The following is a 20,430-nucleotide window of genomic DNA, read 5'->3' on the forward strand; positions in this document are numbered from 1 at the left end:
GGATCGCAGCTTAAGCAGGAGCAGTCATCAACTCACACCCATCTCGCTAGCTTTAAGCACGCGCGAATCGCGGTGTGCGCCGTCGGGGCTTTCCTCACGATGGTCGTCTGCATGACGTTGCGAGGCATCGCGGTAAGCGAGATATTTTCGCTGTGTAACGATATGGTCGGCGATATGCCTGGCATCGTGCCAGACGCCCCAGATGAAAGCGGAGCCGCGACGCGACAGCCACGGCAAACCGAGGAAATAAATGCCGGGTTCCCTCGAAACGCCGCGCTGATGTTTCGGCTTGCCCTTTTCGTCGAAGGCGTCGACATTCAGCCAGCTGAAATCGACCGCATAGCCGGTTGCCCAGATGATCGAGGTCACGCCGGCCTTCGCCAGATCGAGGTCGAGAATGGGATGGGTCACGCATTCCGGATCCGAAGGAATGGTTCGGGCTTCCGGGTCTTCCGGCAGGTCGAGACCGTTGCGGGCAACATATGCGTCAGCTGCGTTCAACAGCGACAGATAGTTCTCGTCGCCTCGGGCAATGTTCACCGCAAGATCCGATTCGAACGTCACTACGCCGTCATCGAATGACTTCGTCAGGCCAACGAGCGTTATCCCCTTGTGCGCAAGACGCCGGAAGTCCACTGTATGACCGCCACGCGCACCGCTCACTGCAATGGTGACGTGTTCCCGGCCGGGCTTCATGACCTCCGCATCCCATTCGCCGAGAACGCCCAGCCACCAGCAGAAGTCGCGGCCGCGATATGCACGCGGGGGACGATCATGCGCTCCAACCGACAGATAGACCTGCTTGCCCGCCCGCTGCAGCTCATCCGCGATTTGCACACCCGACGACCCCGCACCCACCACCATTACGGCTCCTTCGGGCAATTGCTCTGGGTTGCGATAGTCGGCGGAGTGAATCTGTGTGAGATTCGCGGCTCCTCGCGCGATTGGCGGAATGACAGGGCGCTGGAAAGGTCCGGTCGCGACAACCACGCGGTTGGCCTCGATCGTGCCTTTGGATGTTTCGATGGTGAAACCCTGCCGGCCAGCATTGCGCACAACCTTCTTCACTTCCACGCCGGTGCGGATAGGAGCGTCGAACTTCCTGGCATAGGCTACGAAATAGTCCGCAACCTGCTCTTTCGAGGCAAAAGCGTCTGGATCGAGATCGTCGAACTCAAGACTGGGGAAACGGTCGTGCCATGCAGGGCCATTGGCAACCAGCGAATCCCACCGTCCCGTGCGCCAGCGCTCGGCGATACGATCACGTTCCAGGACGAGGTGCGGCACGCCAAGTTTGCTCAGGTGTTCGCTCATGGCGACGCCGGCCTGGCCGGCGCCGACAACCAGCGTGTCGATTGACGTTCTTTCCACGGTCATGGCTGTGTCCTTCTGAAAGGCGGTTCGATTCGGGTCGGTCATGGCTTCGCCGCCAATGAGCGCTCGCGACCGTCGCTGATCAGGTCACGGTGTTGTTCGCGGAGCAAATTTACGCCCGCCTTTAGAATTCGAAAAATATATTAAAAAAATGCAAAGCATCGGTTTTGGCTATGCAAGCCTTTTTGAGCACCTCACAATGTGGCCCATTGGAGACTCGATCGTGGAGCATTACGGATGGAAAACCACCCCTTGCGCTACTCGTTGCGGCAATTGCGCTATTTCGTCGTCACCGCGGAAGCGCTGTCGTTTACCGCCGCCGCGCGGCGGCTGCACATCTCCCAGCCGTCGATTTCGACGGCGCTCGCGGACCTCGAAGTCTCGTTCGGCGTGCAACTCTTCATACGGCATCACGCGAGCGGCCTGTCGCTCACACAAGCCGGCCGCGATCTGCTCGGGCAGGCGCGCAATCTGCTCAAAATTGCCGAAGAATTGCAGATGGCCGCGAAGGAAATGGACGGCGGCATGACGGGCGCCATCGCGCTCGGCTGCCTCGTCTCTCTCGCGCCGCCGCTCATGCCGGGACTCATCGCCCGGTTCACGGGCGAGCACGCGGGCATTTCGTTTCGCACCGTCGAGGCGCATCAGGACGGTCTCTTGCGAGGCCTGCACGATGGCTCGCTCGACATCGCCCTGACCTATAGCCTCGATTTGACCGAGGACATCGTCTTTACGCCGCTGCTTTCGCTGCCGCCTTATGTGATCCTGCCGAAGACGCACCGCCTCGCCCGCGCGCGCAAGGTTTCGCTCTCCGATTTGCTGCCCGAGCCGTATGTGATGCTGGATCTGCCGCATAGCCGCGAGTATTTCGCCGCGCTCTTCGACGCGGTGGGCAACCGTCCTGTGCCCGCCTTTCGCTCCTCACAGCCGGAGGTGGTGCGCGGTATGGTGGCCAACGGCCTTGGCTACAGCATCCTCAATTTCCCGCTCAAATCGAACCGCACCGTGGATGGCGAAGACTTCGTCATTAAACGCTTCAAGGACAGCGTCAACGCAACAACGCTCGGCATCGCGCAATCGCGCACGATGAAACCGCGGCAAGTCGTGCAACGCTTCGCGTCGTTCTGCGAGACCTATATACAGCGGCTGCATCTCGACGCGTGACTTGAGGACGCTTGTGCCCGGGCTTGCGTCGAAGCTGTTCCACGCTGCATAGGTAAAAGCTTTGCTTTGTATCCGAAAACAATATTTTGACTGGCAATTTGGCTTGATAGATTTCTGACCATGTTGAGCGCAACGCCGCAATACCTCACGTTGGCGCGCTCCCACAGGGATTGATCAAGGAGGGCTCCATGGCAAACCCCGCAAGGACGATCGCGGCGCAAGCGCTGGTAGAAGGGTTGCAGGCCGGTTGCGAGCGGTCGTTCAGCGATGCGCGTTCCATGCCGCCTGGCGTCTATACGTCGCCCGAATTCCTGTCACTGGAAGAGCGCGATATCTTCGAACACGAATGGCAGTGCGTCGGCCGCGCAAGCGCGTTGAAGGCCCCCGGCGACTATCTGACGGCGCGTATTGGCGCACAACCCGTCGTGATTTTGCGCGACGAGCAGATGCAACTCAAGGCAATGTCGAACGTGTGCCTGCATCGCATGTCGGTGCTGCTCGAAGGACGCGGCAATGTGCGCAGGATCGTGTGTCCTTATCACGCGTGGAATTATTCGCTCGATGGCGAGCTGCGAGGGGCACCGCTCATGGATCAGCAAGCGGGCTTCTGCAAGGACAGCTATAAGTTGCCCGCCGTGAGCTGCGAAGAATGGCAGGGTTGGATTTACGTGACGCTCGACGAGAACGCGCCGCCCGTTCATGCGCAGCTTGCCGAACTTGAGAGACTCATCGGCGCATACGGCATGTCTGACTACATCGAAACTTTCTATGAAGAGCACGTGTGGGATACCAACTGGAAGATCCTTGCCGAGAATTTCATGGAAAGCTATCACTTGCCGATGCTGCATCGCGCGACGGTAGGACCGCATTCGCGGCTCGATGAAATGGAATGCCCGGCAGGTTTTCCCGGCTTCAACTATCACTGGATCACGAAGGAAGCGTCTTTGCCCATCGGCAACGCGCATCCGGATAACACACGTCTCACGGGACACTGGCGCAAGACCACGGCGTTGCTCGCAATCTACCCGACGCATCTCGTCACGCTCACGCCCGGTTACTTCTGGTATCTCGTGCTGCAACCGCAAGGGGTCGGGCGCGTGCACATCCGCTTCGGAGGCGGGCTTGCGCCGGAGTTCATCGCCGATCCCGAGGGCAACGCTCACATGGCGACGCTAAAGACGCTGCTCGACGAAGTCAACGCGGAAGACAGGCGCGGCGTGGAAGCCGTCTTTCGCGGCGTGCAGGCGCCACTTGCGAAGCCCGGCCATCTCAGCCATCTCGAACGCCCTAACTATGACTTCGCGCGTTATCTCGCGAAGAAGCTCGGCGAGCATTGAATATGGCAGCACTCCGACAGGACGCGATCACGATGTCAAACCCTTCCTTCATTTCATTCTCGGGCGTGAGCAAATCGTATGACGGCGTGCATCATGTCGTGGAAGATTTGAACCTCGACGTGCGCGAGGGAGAATTCCTGTCGCTGCTCGGGCCGTCGGGTTCGGGCAAGACGACCACCCTTATGATGCTCGCCGGATTCGAATCGCCGACGCAAGGCGAGATTCGCCTCGCCGGCCGGCGTCTCGACGACAAGCCGCCGCATCAGCGCGATATCGGCATGGTGTTTCAGAACTACGCGCTCTTTCCGCATCTGACGATTGCCGAGAACGTCGCGTTTCCGCTTTCTGTCCGGCACATGAGCCGCGCCGAGCAGAAGATGCGCGTGAAGCGCGCGCTCGAGATGATCGAGCTCCCGCACCTTGCCAACCGGCGTCCCGCGCAACTCTCCGGTGGCCAGCAGCAGCGCGTGGCACTCGCGCGGGCGCTCGTGTTCGAACCGAGCGTCGTGCTGATGGACGAACCGCTCGGCGCGCTCGACAAGCGTCTGCGCGAAACGATGCAGTACGAGATCATGCGCCTGCATCGCGAACTTTCGCTCACGATCGTGTATGTCACGCACGATCAGGCCGAAGCGCTGACGATGTCGGACCGCGTCGCCGTCTTCTCCGACGGCCGTATTCAGCAGGCCGCCGCGCCGAGCGAACTCTATGAAAACGCGCAGAACGCATTCGTCGCGAACTTCGTCGGCGAGAACAACGGGCTGACCGGACGCGTCGTCAATGCGAGTGACGACTGGGCGACGCTCGCGCTAGCGGATGGCAGCGTCATTCGCGGACGTTGCGAACGCGGCCTGCGCGCGGGCGATGAAGCGATGCTCGCGCTGCGCCCCGAGCGCGCGCATATCCCGAGCGCGGAGGGCACGCACGTCGACGAGCACAGCAACGTGGTCCACGCCTGCGTCGAGGAACTGGTGTATTGCGGCGATCATCATCGCGTGCATCTGAAGCTCGGCTCGCGGGACGACATCGTCGTGAAGCTGCCCAATACGCAACGCCACGCGCTACCCGCGCCCGGCAGTGCGATCGATATCGCATGGCGCCACGACGACTGCAAGATCCTCGCGATGAGCGCTCCACGCAGGACGTCCGCGCTGCATTCCTCCACACCGTCGTCAACTTCCATCATCACGCCCGCTACAGCAGGAGCCAACTGATATGCGCACCTTCATCAAAGCCCAATACGCCGCACTCGCCGTACTCGCGTTCGCCAACGTTACCGTTCAGGCAGCGGAGACGCTCTCCGTCGTGACCTTTGGCGGCGCATACGAGGCGGCCGCAAAAAAGGCGTATTTCGAGCCGTTCACTCAAGCCACAGGCGTCGGCTTCTCGACCGAATCGTATGACGGCGGCCTCGCCAAGCTCTCCGCCATGGAGCAGGCGAAGAACACCACGTGGGACCTGATCGACCTCGAAACGAACGATGCGATCACCGCCTGCGACGAAGGCCTGCTCAAGAAGTTCGACAGGAAGTCGCTCGGCAAGACGAGCGATTTCATCCCGGGCTCGATCAGCGATTGCGCGGTGGCGAGCATGGTCTGGTCCACCGTCTACGCCTACGATGCGAGCAAGCTCAAGATGGCGCCGACGACCGTCAACGACTTTTTCGATCTGCAGAAATTCCCTGGCAAACGTGGCCTGCGCAAGTCGCCGAAGGTATCGATGGAGTGGGCGCTGATTGCGGACGGCGTCGACCCGAAGGATGTCTACAAGGTGCTCGGCACGCCAGCCGGCGTCGATCGCGCATTCAGGAAGCTCGACACCATCAAGAAGAACATCGTGTGGTGGGAGTCGGGCGCACAGGCGCCGCAACTGCTCGCGGATGGCGCGGTCGTGATGACGCAGGCCTATAACGGCCGCATCGACGATGCCGCCAAAAAGGACAACAAGCCCTTCAAGGCGGTCTGGGACGCGCAGGTGTACGACTTCGACTGGTGGGGCGTTCCGACGGGCGCGAAGCACGCCGACACTGCCGAAAAATTCATCGTCTCCGCTTCGCAGCCGAAAGCGTATGCGGACCTTTCGAAGTACATCGCGTATGCGCCGCCGCGCAAGGATGCGATTGCGCTCGTCGACAAGCAGCGTCTTGCCGATCTGCCGACCGCGCCCGACAACTTCAAGCGCGCCGTGCAGATCAACGCGAACTTCTGGGCCGACAACGCGGACCAGATCAACAAGCGCTTTCAGGTGTGGCTGACGCAGTAACGCCGTCATTTGCATGTCTTGAAGCGTCACCGTTCGACGAGAGCACAAATTGACCGCGACCACCAACATGCCCGCTTCGACCACGACCGCGCCCTCAAGCTCTCCAACGAGAGCCGGCGGCCGCGCGTCGTATCAGAAGGCGCGCCGCCGCGCGGCAGTTCAAGCGCTTTTGCTTGCGCTGCCGCTGATCGCGTTTTTGCTGTCCACCTTCATCGCGCCGATCGCGCTGCTGCTCGCGCGCAGCGTCGAAAACCGCGAAGTGCCCGACAGCATGCCCGCGCTCACGCGTGCGCTCGATGCCTGGGACGGGCGTGGCGTACCGGACGAGCATATGTTTGTCCTGCTCGCTTCGGGACTCAGGCAAGCGCAGCAGAGCGGACAGCTCGGCACCATCGCGCGGCGTCTGAATTTCGCTCAGCCCGAGTTCCGAAGCCTGTTGATGCACACTGCGCGCGGACTGCCGGCCGACGCCCCGCCCGCGTGGAAGCCCGCGCTCATTGAGCTCGACGAGCGCTGGAATTCGCCGGAGATCTGGCGCTTGCTGAAGCGCGCCGCCGCGTCGCCCACGCCGGACTATCTGCTCGCAGCCGTCGATGCTCAAGTGACGCCGCACGGCTCGGTCGCATCCGTGCCGGACAATGCTTCGATCTATCGACAGGCGTTCGTGCGCACGATATCGATCAGCGCCACCGTCACGCTGCTGTGCCTCGTGCTCGGCTATCCAGTCGCCTGGCTGCTCGCCAGTCTGCCCGCGAAAAGCAGCAACCGGCTGATGCTGTTCGTGATCGTGCCGTTCTGGACTTCGCTGCTCGTGCGCACGACCGCATGGTATGTGCTGTTGCAACCAGGCGGCGTCATCAACAGTCTGCTGATGGGACTCGGCCTCGCCACGCATCCCGTGGCGCTCATCTTCAACCGCGCGGGCGTGCTCATCGGCATGACACACGTGCTGTTGCCTTACATGATTCTCGCCATCTACTCGGTGATGAAGGGTGTGTCGCCCGTGTATGTGCGCGCGGCGCAGTCGCTCGGCGCGCATCCGCTCACCGCGTTCGTGCGCGTCTACATACCGCAAACGCTGCCGGGCGTGGGCGCGGGTTGCTTCCTCGTCTTCGTGCTCGCGCTCGGTTATTACATCACGCCTGCGTTGCTCGGCGGCGCAGGCGACGAAATGATCAGCCAGCTCATCGCGATACAGACGAACACGCAGCTCAACTGGGGGCTCGCCGGTGCGCTCTCGGCGTACCTCGTGATCTTCACGGCGATTTTCTATTTCCTGTTCAACCGGATCGTCGGCATCGACCGGCTGCGCTTTGGTTGAACGATACGGATACGACGAGGGATCGACATGCAAGACCAACGCAACAAGGTGCTGACGGAACGCATTGCCGCGCGCTGGGTGCGCTTGCATACCGCGCTCGTGCTGTTCTTTCTGATTGCGCCGATTCTCGCGATCATCCCGCTCTCGTTCAATTCGGGATCGTACTTCTCGTATCCGATGCAGGGGTTTTCGATGCGCTGGTACGAACAGGCGCTCACGAGCGCGGACTGGCAGCGTTCGCTTGCGAACAGCATCGGCATCGGCGCGGCATCCACGTTGATCGCCACGTGCCTCGGCACGCTGGCCGCATTGGGCCTGAGCCGGGCGCAGTTTCCGCTGCGCTCGCTGATCATGCCGATCATCATCTCGCCGATGATCGTGCCGATCGTCGTTGTCGCCGCGGGCTTCTATCTGATCTTCGCGCCGCTCGGTCTCGTGAACTCGTACCCCGGCGTGGTGCTGGCGCATGCGGCGCTCGGCGCGCCGTTCGTGGTCATCACCGTGACTGCATCGCTGCTTTCGTTCGATCAGAGTCTCTTGCGCGCAGCGTCCGGTCTCGGCGCGACGCCCTGGGTCACGTTCAGGCGCGTGACCTTGCCGCTCATCACGCCAGCGGTCGCGACAGGTAGCGTCTTTGCCTTCGCGACCTCGTTCGACGAGGTGATCGTCATTCTGTTCATCGGCGGGCCAGATCAACGGACCGTGCCGCGGCAAATGTGGAGCGGCATTCGCGACTCGATCGATCCTTCGATACTCGCGGTGGCCACGATGTTAATCGTGTTCGCCGTACTTCTTTTCGCGGGCATCAACTGGCTGCGGAGCCGCTCGGCTGCAGCCAGCCAGGCGCTCGTTTGACCGTCGTGGTCGCTAACGCCGTCTGCCCAGCGGTTACTGCCAGCACGGGCCAGGTCCCTTTTTGAGCGGCAGACACCAAAGCACCCTCGGTGTCGCGATTCATGACATCCGTTGCAGCTTTAGCGGACGGACGACGGATGACGTGCGAGCGCGGTCACCTTCATCGTCATATACGGAAACAAAGGTAGACCTGAGAGGATGGTATGCAGTTCGTCGTGCGAGTCGACGTCGAAGACGCTGTAGTTCGCATACTCACCGACCACGCGATGCAATTGCTGCCACTTGCCTTGCCGTTGAAGTTCTTGCGAGTATGCCTTCTCCTGAGCCTTGATTTCATCGGCCTGAGAAGCTGGCATGTCGTGCGGCAGGTGCACGTCCATTCTTACGAGATAAAGCATGGTTCTTTTCCGAATAATGTGACACCCCTGCCAGTTCACTGGCAGGAAAAGTCCGAGGTGGTTGGTTCTGCGTTGAGCGCGTGCGCTCAGATGTTTTTGTCGCGACGGTAGAAGGCGAGCTTTTCCTCATCGATATGGAGGCCCAGGCCCGGTCCTTCTGGCAGATGAAGGTCGAAGTCCCGGTATTGGGGGCGCGCAGTGACGATGTCATCTTTCAGCAGGAGCGGTCCAAACAACTCTGTACCCCAGGCAAGTTGTGGAAGGGCGGTGAATCCGTGTGCTGATGCAATCGACCCAATGCTGCCTTCAAGCATCGTGCCACCATACAGGGACACGCCGGCTGCGTCCGCAATGGCGGCTGTACGCATCATTCCGTAGATTCCACCGGACTTCGCAATCTTCAGCGCAAACACGTCCGCACATGCACCGCGCACGAGTTCAAGGGCGTCCTCCGGGCCTGTCACTGCTTCGTCAGCCATGATGGGCACGATGAAACGTGATGCAAGTCTGGCGAGGGCTCCGCGCTGTTCTCGCGGAGTGGGTTGCTCGATGAGGTCAATGCCAGCAGCTTCGAGCGCTTCGATGCCGAGCGCTGCATCAACCTCGTTCCAGGCCTGATTCACGTCTACCGTGACTTTGGCTCGGTCGCCAAGCGCGGCCTTGATTTTCGATACGTGCGCCACGTCATCGCGAACGCTACGCCGGCCAATCTTGAGCTTGAAAGTATTGTGGCGACGTTCGGCAAGCAGCATTTCTGCTTCATCGATGTCGTGTTGGGTATCGCCACTTGCGAGCGTCCACAGGACCGGAAGCGTCTTGCGGACAGCACCACCAAGAAGCGTTGAAACCGGAACCCCCAGGCGCTTGCCCTGAGCGTCCAGCAGAGCCGTTTCAAGAGCGCACTTGGCGAACCGGTTTCCCCGAGCAACCTTGTTCAGCTTGAGCATCGCGTCGTTGATGTTGGTCGCGTCTTGCCCAACGATTGCAGGTGCAAGGTAAGTATCGATGGTCAGCTTGATGCCTTCGGGACTCTCCTCGCCGTACGACAGACCGCCAATCGTAGTGGCTTCACCAATACCCTCGATGCCATCGCTTGAGCGCAGACGGACGACGACCAGGGTTTGTTGCTGCATCGTCGCCATTGCTAGCTGATGCGCGCGAATGGTTGGGAGGTCAACCAGAATCGCTTCGACGGAGGTGATTTGGGCGTTCATACCTGGAATGTTGGAGTTGAGGGGTCGCTGAAGTATTGCGTGCCCAATAACCCCCTGTCCAACACCATCGACGTCTAGTGCCATACCTCCGGGGTATGGCAGATATCACCGCCCGACGTCGTTGCGAGGCGCGTAGGGTATCCTTTCCTCCTCGTACAGCCGATAGATGAGTTCAAGCATTTCCCGAATGTCCCGCGACTCGTCGAGCGCACGCATGCTCATGATGATTGGGGAAACCAGAGTGGGGTCGTCCAGTTCCTTGTAGCTCACATCGTCCCGCTTCAGGCCGTACACACTACTCGGCACAACAGAAATTCCTTCCCCCGCTGCTACGAGGCCTAGCGCAATCTGCAACTCACGTACTTCATATATCCGGCGAGGTTTGAGACCACGGTCTTCGAATGCCGATAGCACCTGGTCTGCGTAACTCGGTCGCGGCGCCTTAGGAAAAACAATCAGGGTCTCGTTGACCAGGTCGCTAAGAGCGAGGACGGGCTTGACCAGTGAGAGTGGATGGCCCTCCGGAAATGCAACAATCATCTTCTCCTCGCGAAGAATCACCCGACGGATGTTTGCGTCCTCATGCCGGATACGGCCGAACCCGACATCAATCTGACCGTCCTTCAGCGCTCTAATCTGGTCCATCGTCGACATCTCGTGGAGGCTGAGTTCGACTGTAGTGTTCTCATCGCGGAAGCGCCGGATGATTTTGGGCAGCATTCCGTACAACGTCGAACCCACGAAGCCGACAGAGAGGCTGCGCTCGATGTTGCCCACGCGCCGCGTCATTGATTCGAGTTCGGACGTCTGAGCCAGCAACTGGACGGCGTGAGCATAGAAGAACTTACCCGTCTCGGTTAGCTTCAAAGGGCGCGAGTCACGCTGGAATAGCTGCACCTCAAGAATCTCTTCAAGTTGCTGTATCTGACGACTTAAAGGCGGTTGGGCCATGTTCAGTCGCTGTGCCGCGCGCGTGAAATTGCGTTCCTCGGCTACAGCGACAAAATAGCGAAGATGCCGCAGTTCCATCTCAATACCTCGTAGATATAGACCGATACTAAATCAGTGTTGGACGGGGCCTTCCGACGCCCATTATTCTGCTTTCACACTCTGTTTCAGTGCCCGATTATACCTCCCAAGCATATTTAAATGGGTGCTAAACCAAGGGTTAACCCCACCAGAAAATAGAGTTTCAGGAGCAGACATGAGCGTTGAAGTGTTTGATACAAAGGAAGTGCAGGACCTGCTGAAGGCCGCTGCGAATCTTGGAAGCCAGGATGGCAATACTCGCGCAAAGCAGATTGTCAGTCGCCTGCTGGGCGACCTGTTCAAGGCCATCGACGACCTCGACATGACGCCCGACGAAATCTGGGCTGGCGTCCACTACTTCAACAAGCTCGGCCAGGACGGCGAAGCTGCGCTGCTTGCTGCTGGTCTCGGTCTGGAGAAGTACCTCGACATCCGCATGGATGCGGAGGACAAGGCGGCTGAAATCACCGGCGGCACGCCGCGTACCATCGAAGGTCCGCTGTATGTCGCCGGTGCGCCGGTGCGCGATGGCGTATCGAAAATTGATATCAATCCGGACGAGGATGCCGGCCCGTTGGTCATCCACGGCACGGTAACCGGTCCAGATGGCAAGCCCGTTGCAGGGGCGGTGGTCGAATGTTGGCACGCCAACTCGAAAGGGTTCTATTCGCACTTCGACCCGACCAGCGCGCAGAGCGAGTTCAACTTGCGCGGAGCGGTCAGCACCGGTCCCGACGGCAAGTACGAGTTCCGTACGCTCATGCCGGTCGGTTATGGCTGCCCGCCGCATGGCGCGACCCAGCAACTGTTGAACGTGCTCGCCCGCCATGGCAATCGCCCAGCGCATGTGCACTTCTTCGTCACCACCGACAAGTACCGCAAGCTGACGACGCAAATCAACATTGAGGGCGATCCGTTGATTTGGGACGACTTTGCCTACGCTACCCGCGAGGATCTGATTCCCCATGTGGTCGAAAAGACGGGCGGCACTGCGCTGGGTATGAAAGCCGATACGTATAAGGAAATCGAGTTCAACATCGAGTTGACTCCGCTGGTTCAGGGCAAGGATAACCAGGTCGTCCATCGCCTGCGTGCGTCTGCTAACGCCTGACCGCTGAACGCGGCTGCTACGTCGTACCACTGCTGCCGCCCAATTCTTCGCAAGAATCTTTCGACACCGATGCGCGTGTTCCATAACCAGGAGCACGCGTAGGGAGAGCACTCATGTCTGCAATTATCGACAAAGCCTCGCAACTGGATGAACTGCTGCACACCGCCGTTCAGGACGACAAGCAAAACGGTGTATTCCGTTGCCGCCGCGACATCTTCACGAACGCCGATTTGTTCGAGCTCGAAATGAAGCATATTTTCGAGAGCAACTGGGTGTACCTGGCGCATGAAAGCCAGATTCCCAACAACAACGACTACTACACCACCTGGATCGGCCGCCAGCCTGTCGTGCTAACGCGTGACAAAAGCGGCGAACTGCATGCGGTCATCAACGCCTGCGCGCACAAGGGCGCGATGCTGTGCCGGAAAAAGCACGGCAACAAAGGCACCTTCACGTGTCCTTTCCACGGTTGGAGCTTCGCCAACACCGGCAAGCTGCTGAAAGTGAAAGATGTGAAGACCACCGAATACCCGGTGCAATTCAATACCAACGGCTCGCATGACCTGAAAAAAGTCGCACGCTTCCAGAGCTATCGCGGCTTCCTGTTTGGCAGCCTCAACGCGGACGCGATTCCACTGGAGGACTACCTCGGCGAGACCAGGGTCATCATCGATCAGATCGTTGACCAGGCCCCGGACGGGCTGGAAGTGTTGCGCGGCAATTCATCGTACGTCTACGACGGTAACTGGAAGATGCAGATGGAGAACGGCTGCGACGGCTACCACGTCAGCACCGTGCACTGGAATTACGCTGCGACGATGGACCGGCGCAAGGTCGAGGGCACCAAGGCCGTGGATGCGAACAGCTGGAGCAAGTCGGTAGCCGGAGTCTGCGGGTTCGACCACGGCCACATCCTGCTGTGGACCAGGACGATGAACCCGGAAGTGCGACCGGTCTATCAATACCGCGACGAAATCAAGGCACGTGTTGGCGACGTGAAGGCGGACTTCATCGTCAACCAGACCCGGAATCTTTGTCTGTATCCGAACGTGTTCCTGATGGACCAGTTCAGCACGCAGATTCGCGTCGTACGTCCAGTCAGCGTGGACAAGACCGAAGTCAGCATCTTCTGTTTCGCTCCGAAGGGCGAGAGCGCAGCCGACCGGGCTACCCGCATCCGTCAGTACGAAGACTTCTTTAACGTCTCGGGTATGGGCACCGCAGACGACCTCGAAGAGTTTCGCGCCTGCCAGGCTGGCTATGCCGGCACCACTGCGTTGTGGAACGACCTTTCGCGCGGGGCGCCGTTGTGGGTCGAAGGTCCCGACGCAAACGCGAAAAGTATGGGCCTGAAGCCGCGCATCTCAGGCGAGCGTAGCGAAGACGAAGGCCTGTTTGTGTGTCAACACGAATACTGGGTGCACCTGATGCGCGACGCACTCAAAAAGGAACAAGGGGAGGCCTTGGCATGAGCTTCGATTATCAGAAAATTTGCGCCGCGCTGTTCCGCGAAGCGCGCCTGCTCGACGACCGTCAATGGGACGACTGGCTTGCCTGCTATACCGAAGACGTCACTTACTGGATGCCGGCGTGGGATGACGATGACCAGCTCACCGACGACCACGAGAGTCAGATTTCGCTGATGTATTACCCCGACCGTGGCGGCCTGGAAGACCGTGTGTTCCGCATCAAGACCGAACGCAGTGGTGCTTCGATGCCTGAACCACGTACCAGTCACAACGTCACCAATGTGGAAGTGCTGGCCGGGCGCGACAACGAAGTGGACGTGCGCTACAACTTCAACACGCTCAGCCACCGATACAAAACCACCGACCAGTTCTTCGGCACGATGTTCGTGACTCTGCGAAAGGTCAACGATGAACTGTTGATTTCCTGCAAGCGAATTGTGCTTAAGGACGACTACATCCGCCAGGTGCTCGACGTCTATCACGTTTGATGTCGAGCATCGGCGGAAATCAGAAGTACAGGAGGCAAGATGTCCAGCTACAACATTGCACTGAATTTTGAAGACGGCGTGACCCGCTTCGTCACATGCAAGGTGGGCGAGAAGGTGCTTGATGCCGCCTTTCGCGCGAAGATCAACCTGCCGATGGATTGCTCTGATGGCGTGTGCGGTACCTGCAAGTGCCGCGCCGAGAGTGGAAGCTACGATCTTGGCGATGACTACATCGAAGATGCGCTGAGCGAGGACGAGAAGGAAAGTGGTCTCGTGCTGACCTGCCAGATGGTGCCAGAAAGCGACTGTGTGATTGCAGTGCCGGCATCTTCCACTGCATGCAAGACCGAGCAAAGCAAGTTCGCCGCGACCATATCAAAGGTGGAGCCGCACAACGATGCGGCCATCGTGCTCGAACTGGATGTGGATGCGACCGCGCCGGTATTCCTGCCAGGCCAGTATGTCAACATTGATGTTCCAGGCAGCGGCCAGCACCGTTCGTATTCTTTTTCGTCGGCGCCGGGTGAGTCGAAAATCAGCTTTCTGATCAAGAAGATTGCCGGTGGCGTGATGAGCACCTGGCTCGAATCCGCACAGGCAGGCAACAAGGTGGAGCTGACCGGACCGCTCGGCAGCTTCTATCTGCGCGCTGTTGAGCGGCCGTTGCTGTTCCTCGCCGGCGGCACAGGCCTGGCACCGTTCCTGTCGATGCTCGAAGTGCTGGCTCGCGCGAATTCGCAGCAGAAGGTTCATCTGATTTATGGCGTAACGCGAGACCTCGATCTCGTGCAAGTCGATGCAATCGACGCGTACGTGGCGAAGTTGCCGAATTTCACCTACAGCACCGTCGTGGCCGACACGGATTCGACCCATCCCCGCAAGGGCTGGGTGACGCAGCACATGCCGGCGGAGGCCGTCAATGATGGTGACGTGGACGTATACCTGTGCGGACCGCCGCCGATGGTCGATGCGGTGCGTAAGCATTTCGACGACAACGGCGTGAAGCCCAACAGCTTCCACTACGAGAAGTTCACTCCCAACGCAGCACCGAGGACGGCATGAGCACGCAACGATTTGCTGGCAAGGTCATGGTGGTCACCGGCGCCGCACAGGGCATTGGTCGCGCGGTGGCGCTTCGTGCGGCCGCCGAGGGCGGCAAGGTGCTGTTCGTCGACCGCGCCGACTTCGTCTCCGAGGTTGCCGCGGAAGCGAGTGGCGCGGACACCGCCGGGTTTGTCGCCGACCTCGAGACGTATGAAGGCGCTGCGTCGGCGATGGCCTTTGCCGTGCGCAGGTTTGGTGGCATCGACATTCTGGTCAATGGTGTCGGCGGCGCGATTCGCATGCGTCCATTCGCTGAGTTCGAACCCGCACAGATTGATGCGGAAATTCGGCGCTCCCTGATGCCTACGCTGTATGCCTGCCATGCTGTTCTGCCGCACCTGCTTGAGCGCCGCGGCGGCACCATCGTCAACGTGTCCTCGAATGCCACGCGCGGTATCCGCCGCGTTCCGTATTCGGCGGCGAAGGGCGGTGTCAACGCGATTACGCAGTCACTGGCGATGGAATACGCGGAGCACAACATCCGTGTGGTCGCCACTGCGCCGGGCGGGACCGACGCGCCTCCGCGACGTGTCCCTCGCAATGCCGCGGGCGACAGCGAGCAGGAGAAGGCCTGGATGGGAGATGCGGTGAAGCAGGTCACCGAATCAACCTTTTTCAAGCGCTACGGCAGCATCGACGAACAGGTCGCGCCGATTCTGTTCCTCGCTTCGGACGAGGCAAGCTATATCACCGGCACCATATTGCCAGTTGCCGGTGGTGACACCGGCTGACTCAGGCATGCTTTGAGCCAACTGCGCCGACACGTCGTATCGAGCTCTGTACAGACAACTGCGGCCGCTTTTCCCAACGTGACATGTAGTCAATTTCGGAGCAGGGTCGACGTAATGGCTGCGACGTTGCATGATCAACGTGACCGTCTACATCATCGGCATATGTAAATGATGCGGATCGTTAAGCGTCTCCGCGACGCGTTGTAAAGCGTCGCGGCAATCGTCGCGATCTTGCGGCCCGCCGAGGCACACGCGGATGGCGTTGGGCGGATTGCCGTCAGTCGAGAACGCGGCGCCTGCCACCACACCGACGCCCTGATTGCGCAGTTGCAACGCCAGCTCGGGTGCGCTCCAGTTGCATTGCGCCGGAACAGGCAGCCACAGGTGAAAGCCGTCGACGTGCGCGTCGTAGCGCAATTCCGCCAGTTCCTGCGCGGCGATCGCCTGGCGCGCATTGGCCTCCACACGAATCGCGTCGAGCATCTCGCGCGCGGTGCCATCGTTGACCCATTGCGTCGCCAGCATCACCGTGAATGGACTGGGCATCACCGTCGTTGCGCGCAACGCGCCGGCAATGCGTTGTGTTTGCCGCGCAGTCGGCGCGCGCAGGTAGGCGACGCGCAAACCGGCGCCGAGTGTCTTCGAAAAGCCGGTGACGTGATAGGTCAACTCGGGTGCGAGCGCGGCAAGCGCGACAGGCTTGCTCGTCGGCAGCCAGCCGTATGCGTCGTCTTCGATGATGGGCACGCTATAGCGCAACGCGACGTCGGCCAGCGCTTCGCGGCGCTGACCCGACAACGTGAGCGTGCTTGGATTCTGCAGCGTCGGATTGCAATAGAACGCGCCGGGTTTTTCGCTCTTGCATAGCGCTTCGAATGCATGAGGCAGCGGCCCTTCGTCGTCGCGCGGCAGCGGTTGCAGGCGCACGCCGAGTTGCGACGCGATAGCCTTGATGCCTGGATACGCGAGCGTGTCGAGGCAGATCGTCTCGCTGCGGCGCGCGAGTTGCGAAACGAGCGCAACGAGCGCGCTATGAATGCCCGGGCAGACGAGCACGGTATCGTCTGCGCAATGGGGCAGACGCTCCTTCAGCCAGGTGCGGCCCGCCGCGCGATCGTCGGGCGTGCCGCCGAAATCCTGATAGCGCAGCAGGCGGTATGGATCGGCGTGCGCGAAAAGACTCGCAGCCGACTCGCTCAGACGCGCCGCAAGTTCGGGCGGCTCGGGTGGCATGTTCATCGACATCTCGACACTGCTGCCGCCCGCGAGCGGCAACGTCTGCGTCCGGCCGCGCACGAAGGTGCCGCTGCCGGCGCGCGCATCGAGCAGGCCGCGCTTGCGCGCTTCGGCATAGGCGCGCGCGACGGTCGTGTAGTTCAGTTGCAGCGCGGCCGCCAGATCGCGCAGACCCGGCAGACGGTCACGCGGACGCAGACGCCCGCTCGCGAGATCTTCTTCAATCAGATCCGGAATCACCAGATAAGCCGGTTTGCGGCTATCGGTCAATCGCTTGAGCCAGTGATGCGAGAGACTGTCCATGCTAAACATTCCTTAATGCGGTCGATCAAAAGTAGCACGCGGCTCGCAATAAAAATAAATCATTTCTCATCCGGTCTGACAGTTGATCGCATTGATTGGATGAATGCACGTTTTCGGGGTTTGCCGCACCATGCGCACGCACGAACATATCTTGCGCTGCGCTGAGACGGTGCGCAGTCGGCTTCGCGATTCGGCGCAAAGCCGCGTCAAACAAGGCATTCAAAGATTTTTTCGGGTCACTCGAACAATTGCCGTTTGAATGATCGGAAGTTGATCGCATGTTTCGGGCCGGATGATGGCATATCCGTTGCGTTATTGAATTCGCCAGCCGGCCATTTTCCGGTGGCCAGATACGATCAATTACACGACTTATTGGAGAGTGATATGCCTGCCGTCAATAAACCTTTGCATCAGAAAGGCGATTTTCTGGTCGATTACGAAGAGAAGGTTTTCCCCGACGTCAAAGCCGAACCCGGCGAAAAGGCGCTGGTGACGTTTCACACCGTCGCGTTCGAAGGCTCGATCGGTTTCGTCAATCTGTTGCAGGCCACGCGTCTGCAACGCAAGGGCTTCGATACATCCGTGTTGCTGTACGGGCCGGGCGTCACGCTCGGTCTGCAACGCGGCTTTCCGACGCTCGGCGACGAAGCCTTTCCGGGTCATCTGAACTTCAACAAGCAACTGACGAAGTTCATGGAAGAGGGCGGCAAAGTGTACGCCTGCCGCTTCGCATTGCAGGCGCTGTACGGTCATGGCGAAGCGTCGCTGATCGAAGGCATCCGTCCAGTCAATCCGCTCGACGTGCTCGATATCCAGCTTCTCCATCGCAAGGAGAACGCGCTGGTCATCCACACGTGGACCGTTTGAGCGCGGGCCGGATGCCGATCATGTCCGACCAGCGAATCATTCGAGCGGCCGCGGTGCAGATTGCACCGGAGTTCGATCGTCCCGGCGGCACGCTCGACAAGGTGTGCACCGCGATCGACGAAGCCGCGGCCAAAGGCGTACAACTGATCGTCTTCCCCGAGACGTTCGTGCCGTACTACCCGTACTTTTCGTTCGTGCGTCCGCCCGTCGCGTCGGGCGCCGACCACATGCGGCTGTATGAGCGGGCCGTCGTCGTGCCGGGGCCCGTGACGCAGGCGGTAGCCGAACGCGCGCACCGTCACGCGATGGTGGTGGTGCTCGGCGTGAACGAGCGCGATCACGGCAGCCTGTACAACACGCAGCTCGTGTTCGACGTCGATGGCCGCCTCGTGCTCAAACGCCGCAAGATCACGCCGACTTTTCACGAGCGGATGATCTGGGGGCAAGGGGACGCGGCGGGACTGAAGGTCGCGCATACGGGCATCGCGCGCGTCGGCGCGCTCGCGTGCTGGGAGCACTACAACCCGCTCGCGCGCTATGCGTTGATGACGCAGCACGAAGAGATCCATTGCAGCCAGTTCCCGGGATCGCTCGTCGGGCCGATCTTCGCTGAGCAGATCGAGGTCACGATCCGTCATCACGCGCTCGAATCAGGCTGCTTCGTCGTCAACTCGACAGGCTGGCTGAGCGAAGCGCAAATCGATTCGGTCACGAGCGATCCGAAGCTGCAAAAGGCACTGCGTGGCGGCTGTCATACCGCGATCGTGTCGCCGGAAGGACAGCATCTCGCCGAGCCGTTGCGCGAAGGCGAAGGGATGGTGGTCGCCGATCTCGACATGTCGCTGATCACGAAGCGCAAACGGATGATGGACTCGGTCGGCCATTACGCGCGGCCCGAGTTGCTGAGCCTTGCGATCAACGATCGTCCCGCGACCCCGGTCGCGCCGATGAACACGGCGTTCGAGCGACCCGGCGCCGATGCCGCTTTCGATACCACGGGTGGAGGTCAGGATGAATGCCAGCGCGAATCTGCCGGCCATGAGCCGGCAGTCAACTGAAGTGGGAACCGAACGGCACAGGCAGATGATGCAACTGCGCACTGAGTTGCAGTCTGCGGGCCTGCGTCTGGTCGATCCGAATGCGGGCGTCGCGAGCCGGCGCGGCGGCGCGGGGCCGTCGGATCACAAGGCGGTCACCGTCGACGGCGTGACGATCATGGTGCCGGTGCATACGAGTTCGGCGTGGAACTCGCCATTCGTCGCCAGTGCGCCGGATGAAGCGGGCGCGAGCGCGCTGCTGCGCGGCACGATACCGATCGCGGACATCAGTTTTCCGAAGGCGCCGCGCTTCACGCGTTTGCAAACGCTGGACGGCGTGCCGTATTCGCACATCGCCACGCTGCACGGTACCGATGTGCTCGCGACGACCGTGCTGCAAACGTGCATCCGTTACGAAAGCCGCCGCAAGACCTGCAAGTTCTGCGCGATCGGCCAGTCGCTTGCGGCGGGCCGCACGATTGCGCGCAAGACGCCTGAACAGCTCGCCGAAGTCGCGCGCGCGGCCGTGCTGCTCGACGGCGTCAAGCACATGGTGCTGACGACGGGCACGCCGCCGACGAGCGATCGCGGCGCGCAGATCCTGTGCGAAAGCGCGTTCGCGATCAAGGCCGCTGTCGATTTGCCGATCCAGGCGCAATGCGAGCCGCCCGACGACGATCGCTGGTTCGAACGGATGAAAGCGAGCGGTATCGATACGCTCGGCATGCATCTGGAAGTGGTGACGCCTGCCGTGCGCGAACGCGTGATGCCCGGCAAGGCGAGCGTGCCCGTGTCGCGCTATATGGAGGCGTTCAAGGCCGCCGTCGCGGTGTTCGGCAGGGGGCAGGTGAGCACGTACATTCTCGCGGGACTTGGCGACACCGCCGACGCGATCCTGTCGATCTCGCGTGAACTGATTGCGCTCGGCGTCTACCCGTTCGTCGTGCCGTTCGTGCCGATCAGCGGCACGCCGCTCGAAGATCATCCGGCGCCGACGCCGGAGTTCATGAAATCGGTGCTCGCTCCGCTCGGTGCGATGCTGCGCGACGCGCAGATGCGTTCCGCCGACATCAAGGCGGGCTGCGGCAAATGCGGCGCATGTTCGTCGCTGGCATCGTACGAGGAGTAGC

The 20,430-nt window shown here is 60.7% G+C and carries 19 protein-coding genes; 14 read left to right on the forward strand and 5 right to left on the reverse strand.

Features of this window, described 5'->3' with window-relative positions; translation table 11 throughout:
* Nucleotides 1-27 precede the first annotated feature (27 nt).
* Nucleotides 28-1,377: a flavin-containing monooxygenase gene (locus P3T16_RS07445; protein ID WP_429341755.1), complete on the reverse strand. Its 1,350-nt coding sequence runs from the start codon at nucleotides 1,375-1,377 to the stop codon at nucleotides 28-30.
* Nucleotides 1,378-1,611: 234 nt separating this feature from the next.
* Here P3T16_RS07445 and P3T16_RS07450 point away from each other — a divergent pair, with 234 nt between their 5' ends.
* The 6 genes from P3T16_RS07450 to P3T16_RS07475 all read left to right on the forward strand — a co-directional run bounded on the left by P3T16_RS07450 (nucleotide 1,612) and on the right by P3T16_RS07475 (nucleotide 8,313).
* Nucleotides 1,612-2,538: a LysR family transcriptional regulator gene (locus tag P3T16_RS07450; RefSeq protein WP_429341756.1), complete on the forward strand. Its 927-nt coding sequence runs from the start codon at nucleotides 1,612-1,614 to the stop codon at nucleotides 2,536-2,538.
* Nucleotides 2,539-2,726: 188 nt separating this feature from the next.
* Entirely contained in the window at nucleotides 2,727-3,875 is a 1,149-nt protein-coding gene (locus tag P3T16_RS07455; RefSeq protein WP_429341757.1) for an SRPBCC family protein, read from the forward strand.
* 32 nt (nucleotides 3,876-3,907) lie between these two features.
* Nucleotides 3,908-5,089, forward strand: coding sequence for an ABC transporter ATP-binding protein (locus P3T16_RS07460; protein ID WP_429256131.1), 1,182 nt, complete (start codon nucleotides 3,908-3,910; stop codon nucleotides 5,087-5,089).
* A 1-nt stretch (nucleotide 5,090) separates the two neighbouring features.
* Nucleotides 5,091-6,137, forward strand: coding sequence for an ABC transporter substrate-binding protein (locus P3T16_RS07465; RefSeq protein ID WP_429256130.1), 1,047 nt, complete (start codon nucleotides 5,091-5,093; stop codon nucleotides 6,135-6,137).
* Nucleotides 6,138-6,204: 67 nt separating this feature from the next.
* The gene (locus P3T16_RS07470; protein ID WP_429342043.1) at nucleotides 6,205-7,458 is read left to right on the forward strand and encodes an ABC transporter permease; all 1,254 of its coding nucleotides are present in this window, start codon (nucleotides 6,205-6,207) and stop codon (nucleotides 7,456-7,458) included.
* A 27-nt stretch (nucleotides 7,459-7,485) separates the two neighbouring features.
* On the forward strand, nucleotides 7,486-8,313 hold the full coding sequence (locus P3T16_RS07475) for an ABC transporter permease (protein WP_429341758.1): 828 nt from the start codon (nucleotides 7,486-7,488) through the stop codon (nucleotides 8,311-8,313).
* Between the two features lie 119 nt (nucleotides 8,314-8,432).
* On the opposite strand, the gene catC is transcribed toward P3T16_RS07475, so the two are convergent.
* The 3 genes from catC to P3T16_RS07490 all read right to left on the reverse strand — a co-directional run bounded on the left by catC (nucleotide 8,433) and on the right by P3T16_RS07490 (nucleotide 10,954).
* Nucleotides 8,433-8,711: a muconolactone Delta-isomerase gene (gene catC, locus P3T16_RS07480; RefSeq protein WP_429341759.1), complete on the reverse strand. Its 279-nt coding sequence runs from the start codon at nucleotides 8,709-8,711 to the stop codon at nucleotides 8,433-8,435.
* Between the two features lie 86 nt (nucleotides 8,712-8,797).
* Complete coding sequence (locus tag P3T16_RS07485; RefSeq protein WP_429341760.1) at nucleotides 8,798-9,925, reverse strand: muconate/chloromuconate family cycloisomerase; 1,128 nt, start codon at nucleotides 9,923-9,925, stop codon at nucleotides 8,798-8,800.
* A gap of 105 nt (nucleotides 9,926-10,030) precedes the next feature.
* Entirely contained in the window at nucleotides 10,031-10,954 is a 924-nt protein-coding gene (locus P3T16_RS07490; protein WP_429341761.1) for a LysR family transcriptional regulator, read from the reverse strand.
* Between the two features lie 175 nt (nucleotides 10,955-11,129).
* On the opposite strand from P3T16_RS07490, the gene catA reads away from it, so the two are divergent.
* From catA to benD, 5 genes are all read left to right on the forward strand, one after another.
* Nucleotides 11,130-12,065, forward strand: coding sequence for a catechol 1,2-dioxygenase (gene catA, locus P3T16_RS07495; protein ID WP_429342044.1), 936 nt, complete (start codon nucleotides 11,130-11,132; stop codon nucleotides 12,063-12,065).
* Nucleotides 12,066-12,178: 113 nt separating this feature from the next.
* The gene (locus P3T16_RS07500) at nucleotides 12,179-13,537 is read left to right on the forward strand and encodes a Rieske 2Fe-2S domain-containing protein (RefSeq protein ID WP_429341762.1); all 1,359 of its coding nucleotides are present in this window, start codon (nucleotides 12,179-12,181) and stop codon (nucleotides 13,535-13,537) included.
* On the forward strand, nucleotides 13,534-14,022 hold the full coding sequence (gene benB, locus P3T16_RS07505) for a benzoate 1,2-dioxygenase small subunit (protein WP_429341763.1): 489 nt from the start codon (nucleotides 13,534-13,536) through the stop codon (nucleotides 14,020-14,022). The genes P3T16_RS07500 and benB overlap by 4 nt, the downstream gene beginning before the upstream one ends.
* Before the next feature lie 39 nt (nucleotides 14,023-14,061).
* Entirely contained in the window at nucleotides 14,062-15,084 is a 1,023-nt protein-coding gene (benC, locus tag P3T16_RS07510) for a benzoate 1,2-dioxygenase electron transfer component BenC (protein ID WP_429341764.1), read from the forward strand.
* A complete protein-coding gene (gene benD / locus P3T16_RS07515; RefSeq protein WP_429341765.1) occupies nucleotides 15,081-15,857 on the forward strand; it encodes a benzoate diol dehydrogenase BenD in 777 nt (258 codons plus the stop codon). The genes benC and benD overlap by 4 nt, the downstream gene beginning before the upstream one ends.
* Before the next feature lie 147 nt (nucleotides 15,858-16,004).
* Here the strand turns inward: benD and P3T16_RS07520 are convergent, their stop codons facing one another.
* A complete protein-coding gene (locus tag P3T16_RS07520) occupies nucleotides 16,005-17,396 on the reverse strand; it encodes a PLP-dependent aminotransferase family protein (protein ID WP_429341766.1) in 1,392 nt (463 codons plus the stop codon).
* A gap of 384 nt (nucleotides 17,397-17,780) precedes the next feature.
* Here P3T16_RS07520 and P3T16_RS07525 point away from each other — a divergent pair, with 384 nt between their 5' ends.
* The 3 genes from P3T16_RS07525 to P3T16_RS07535 are packed head-to-tail and all read left to right on the forward strand — an operon-like array spanning nucleotide 17,781 to nucleotide 20,429.
* Nucleotides 17,781-18,263, forward strand: coding sequence for an MSMEG_0572/Sll0783 family nitrogen starvation response protein (locus tag P3T16_RS07525; RefSeq protein ID WP_429341767.1), 483 nt, complete (start codon nucleotides 17,781-17,783; stop codon nucleotides 18,261-18,263).
* Between the two features lie 20 nt (nucleotides 18,264-18,283).
* Nucleotides 18,284-19,321: a Nit6803 family nitrilase gene (locus tag P3T16_RS07530; protein ID WP_429341768.1), complete on the forward strand. Its 1,038-nt coding sequence runs from the start codon at nucleotides 18,284-18,286 to the stop codon at nucleotides 19,319-19,321.
* Nucleotides 19,275-20,429, forward strand: a complete 1,155-nt coding sequence (locus tag P3T16_RS07535; protein ID WP_429341769.1) for an MSMEG_0568 family radical SAM protein — start codon at nucleotides 19,275-19,277, stop codon at nucleotides 20,427-20,429. Before P3T16_RS07530 ends, P3T16_RS07535 begins: the two co-directional genes overlap by 47 nt.
* Nucleotide 20,430: the final 1 nt, after the last annotated feature.

Origin of the sequence: Paraburkholderia sp. GAS42 (assembly GCF_050436565.1) — a bacterium.
GTDB lineage: Bacteria > Pseudomonadota > Gammaproteobacteria > Burkholderiales > Burkholderiaceae > Paraburkholderia.

Excerpts from the sequence above, each read along its gene's own strand:
- P3T16_RS07460 (WP_429256131.1), top strand. The coding sequence starts at position 3,908 with ATGTCAAACCCTTCCTTCATTTCATTCTCGGGCGTGAGCAAATCGTAT.
- P3T16_RS07455 (WP_429341757.1), top strand. The coding sequence starts at position 2,727 with ATGGCAAACCCCGCAAGGACGATCGCGGCGCAAGCGCTGGTAGAAGGG.
- catC (WP_429341759.1), bottom strand. The coding sequence starts at position 8,711 with ATGCTTTATCTCGTAAGAATGGACGTGCACCTGCCGCACGACATGCCA.
- P3T16_RS07485 (WP_429341760.1), bottom strand. The coding sequence starts at position 9,925 with ATGAACGCCCAAATCACCTCCGTCGAAGCGATTCTGGTTGACCTCCCA.
- benD (WP_429341765.1), top strand. The coding sequence starts at position 15,081 with ATGAGCACGCAACGATTTGCTGGCAAGGTCATGGTGGTCACCGGCGCC.
- P3T16_RS07470 (WP_429342043.1), top strand. The coding sequence starts at position 6,205 with ATGCCCGCTTCGACCACGACCGCGCCCTCAAGCTCTCCAACGAGAGCC.
- benB (WP_429341763.1), top strand. The coding sequence starts at position 13,534 with ATGAGCTTCGATTATCAGAAAATTTGCGCCGCGCTGTTCCGCGAAGCG.
- P3T16_RS07450 (WP_429341756.1), top strand. The coding sequence starts at position 1,612 with ATGGAAAACCACCCCTTGCGCTACTCGTTGCGGCAATTGCGCTATTTC.
- P3T16_RS07525 (WP_429341767.1), top strand. The coding sequence starts at position 17,781 with ATGCCTGCCGTCAATAAACCTTTGCATCAGAAAGGCGATTTTCTGGTC.
- P3T16_RS07445 (WP_429341755.1), bottom strand. The coding sequence starts at position 1,377 with ATGACCGTGGAAAGAACGTCAATCGACACGCTGGTTGTCGGCGCCGGC.
- P3T16_RS07535 (WP_429341769.1), top strand. The coding sequence starts at position 19,275 with ATGAATGCCAGCGCGAATCTGCCGGCCATGAGCCGGCAGTCAACTGAA.
- P3T16_RS07530 (WP_429341768.1), top strand. The coding sequence starts at position 18,284 with ATGTCCGACCAGCGAATCATTCGAGCGGCCGCGGTGCAGATTGCACCG.
- benC (WP_429341764.1), top strand. The coding sequence starts at position 14,062 with ATGTCCAGCTACAACATTGCACTGAATTTTGAAGACGGCGTGACCCGC.
- P3T16_RS07490 (WP_429341761.1), bottom strand. The coding sequence starts at position 10,954 with ATGGAACTGCGGCATCTTCGCTATTTTGTCGCTGTAGCCGAGGAACGC.
- P3T16_RS07465 (WP_429256130.1), top strand. The coding sequence starts at position 5,091 with ATGCGCACCTTCATCAAAGCCCAATACGCCGCACTCGCCGTACTCGCG.
- catA (WP_429342044.1), top strand. The coding sequence starts at position 11,130 with ATGAGCGTTGAAGTGTTTGATACAAAGGAAGTGCAGGACCTGCTGAAG.
- P3T16_RS07500 (WP_429341762.1), top strand. The coding sequence starts at position 12,179 with ATGTCTGCAATTATCGACAAAGCCTCGCAACTGGATGAACTGCTGCAC.
- P3T16_RS07520 (WP_429341766.1), bottom strand. The coding sequence starts at position 17,396 with ATGGACAGTCTCTCGCATCACTGGCTCAAGCGATTGACCGATAGCCGC.
- P3T16_RS07475 (WP_429341758.1), top strand. The coding sequence starts at position 7,486 with ATGCAAGACCAACGCAACAAGGTGCTGACGGAACGCATTGCCGCGCGC.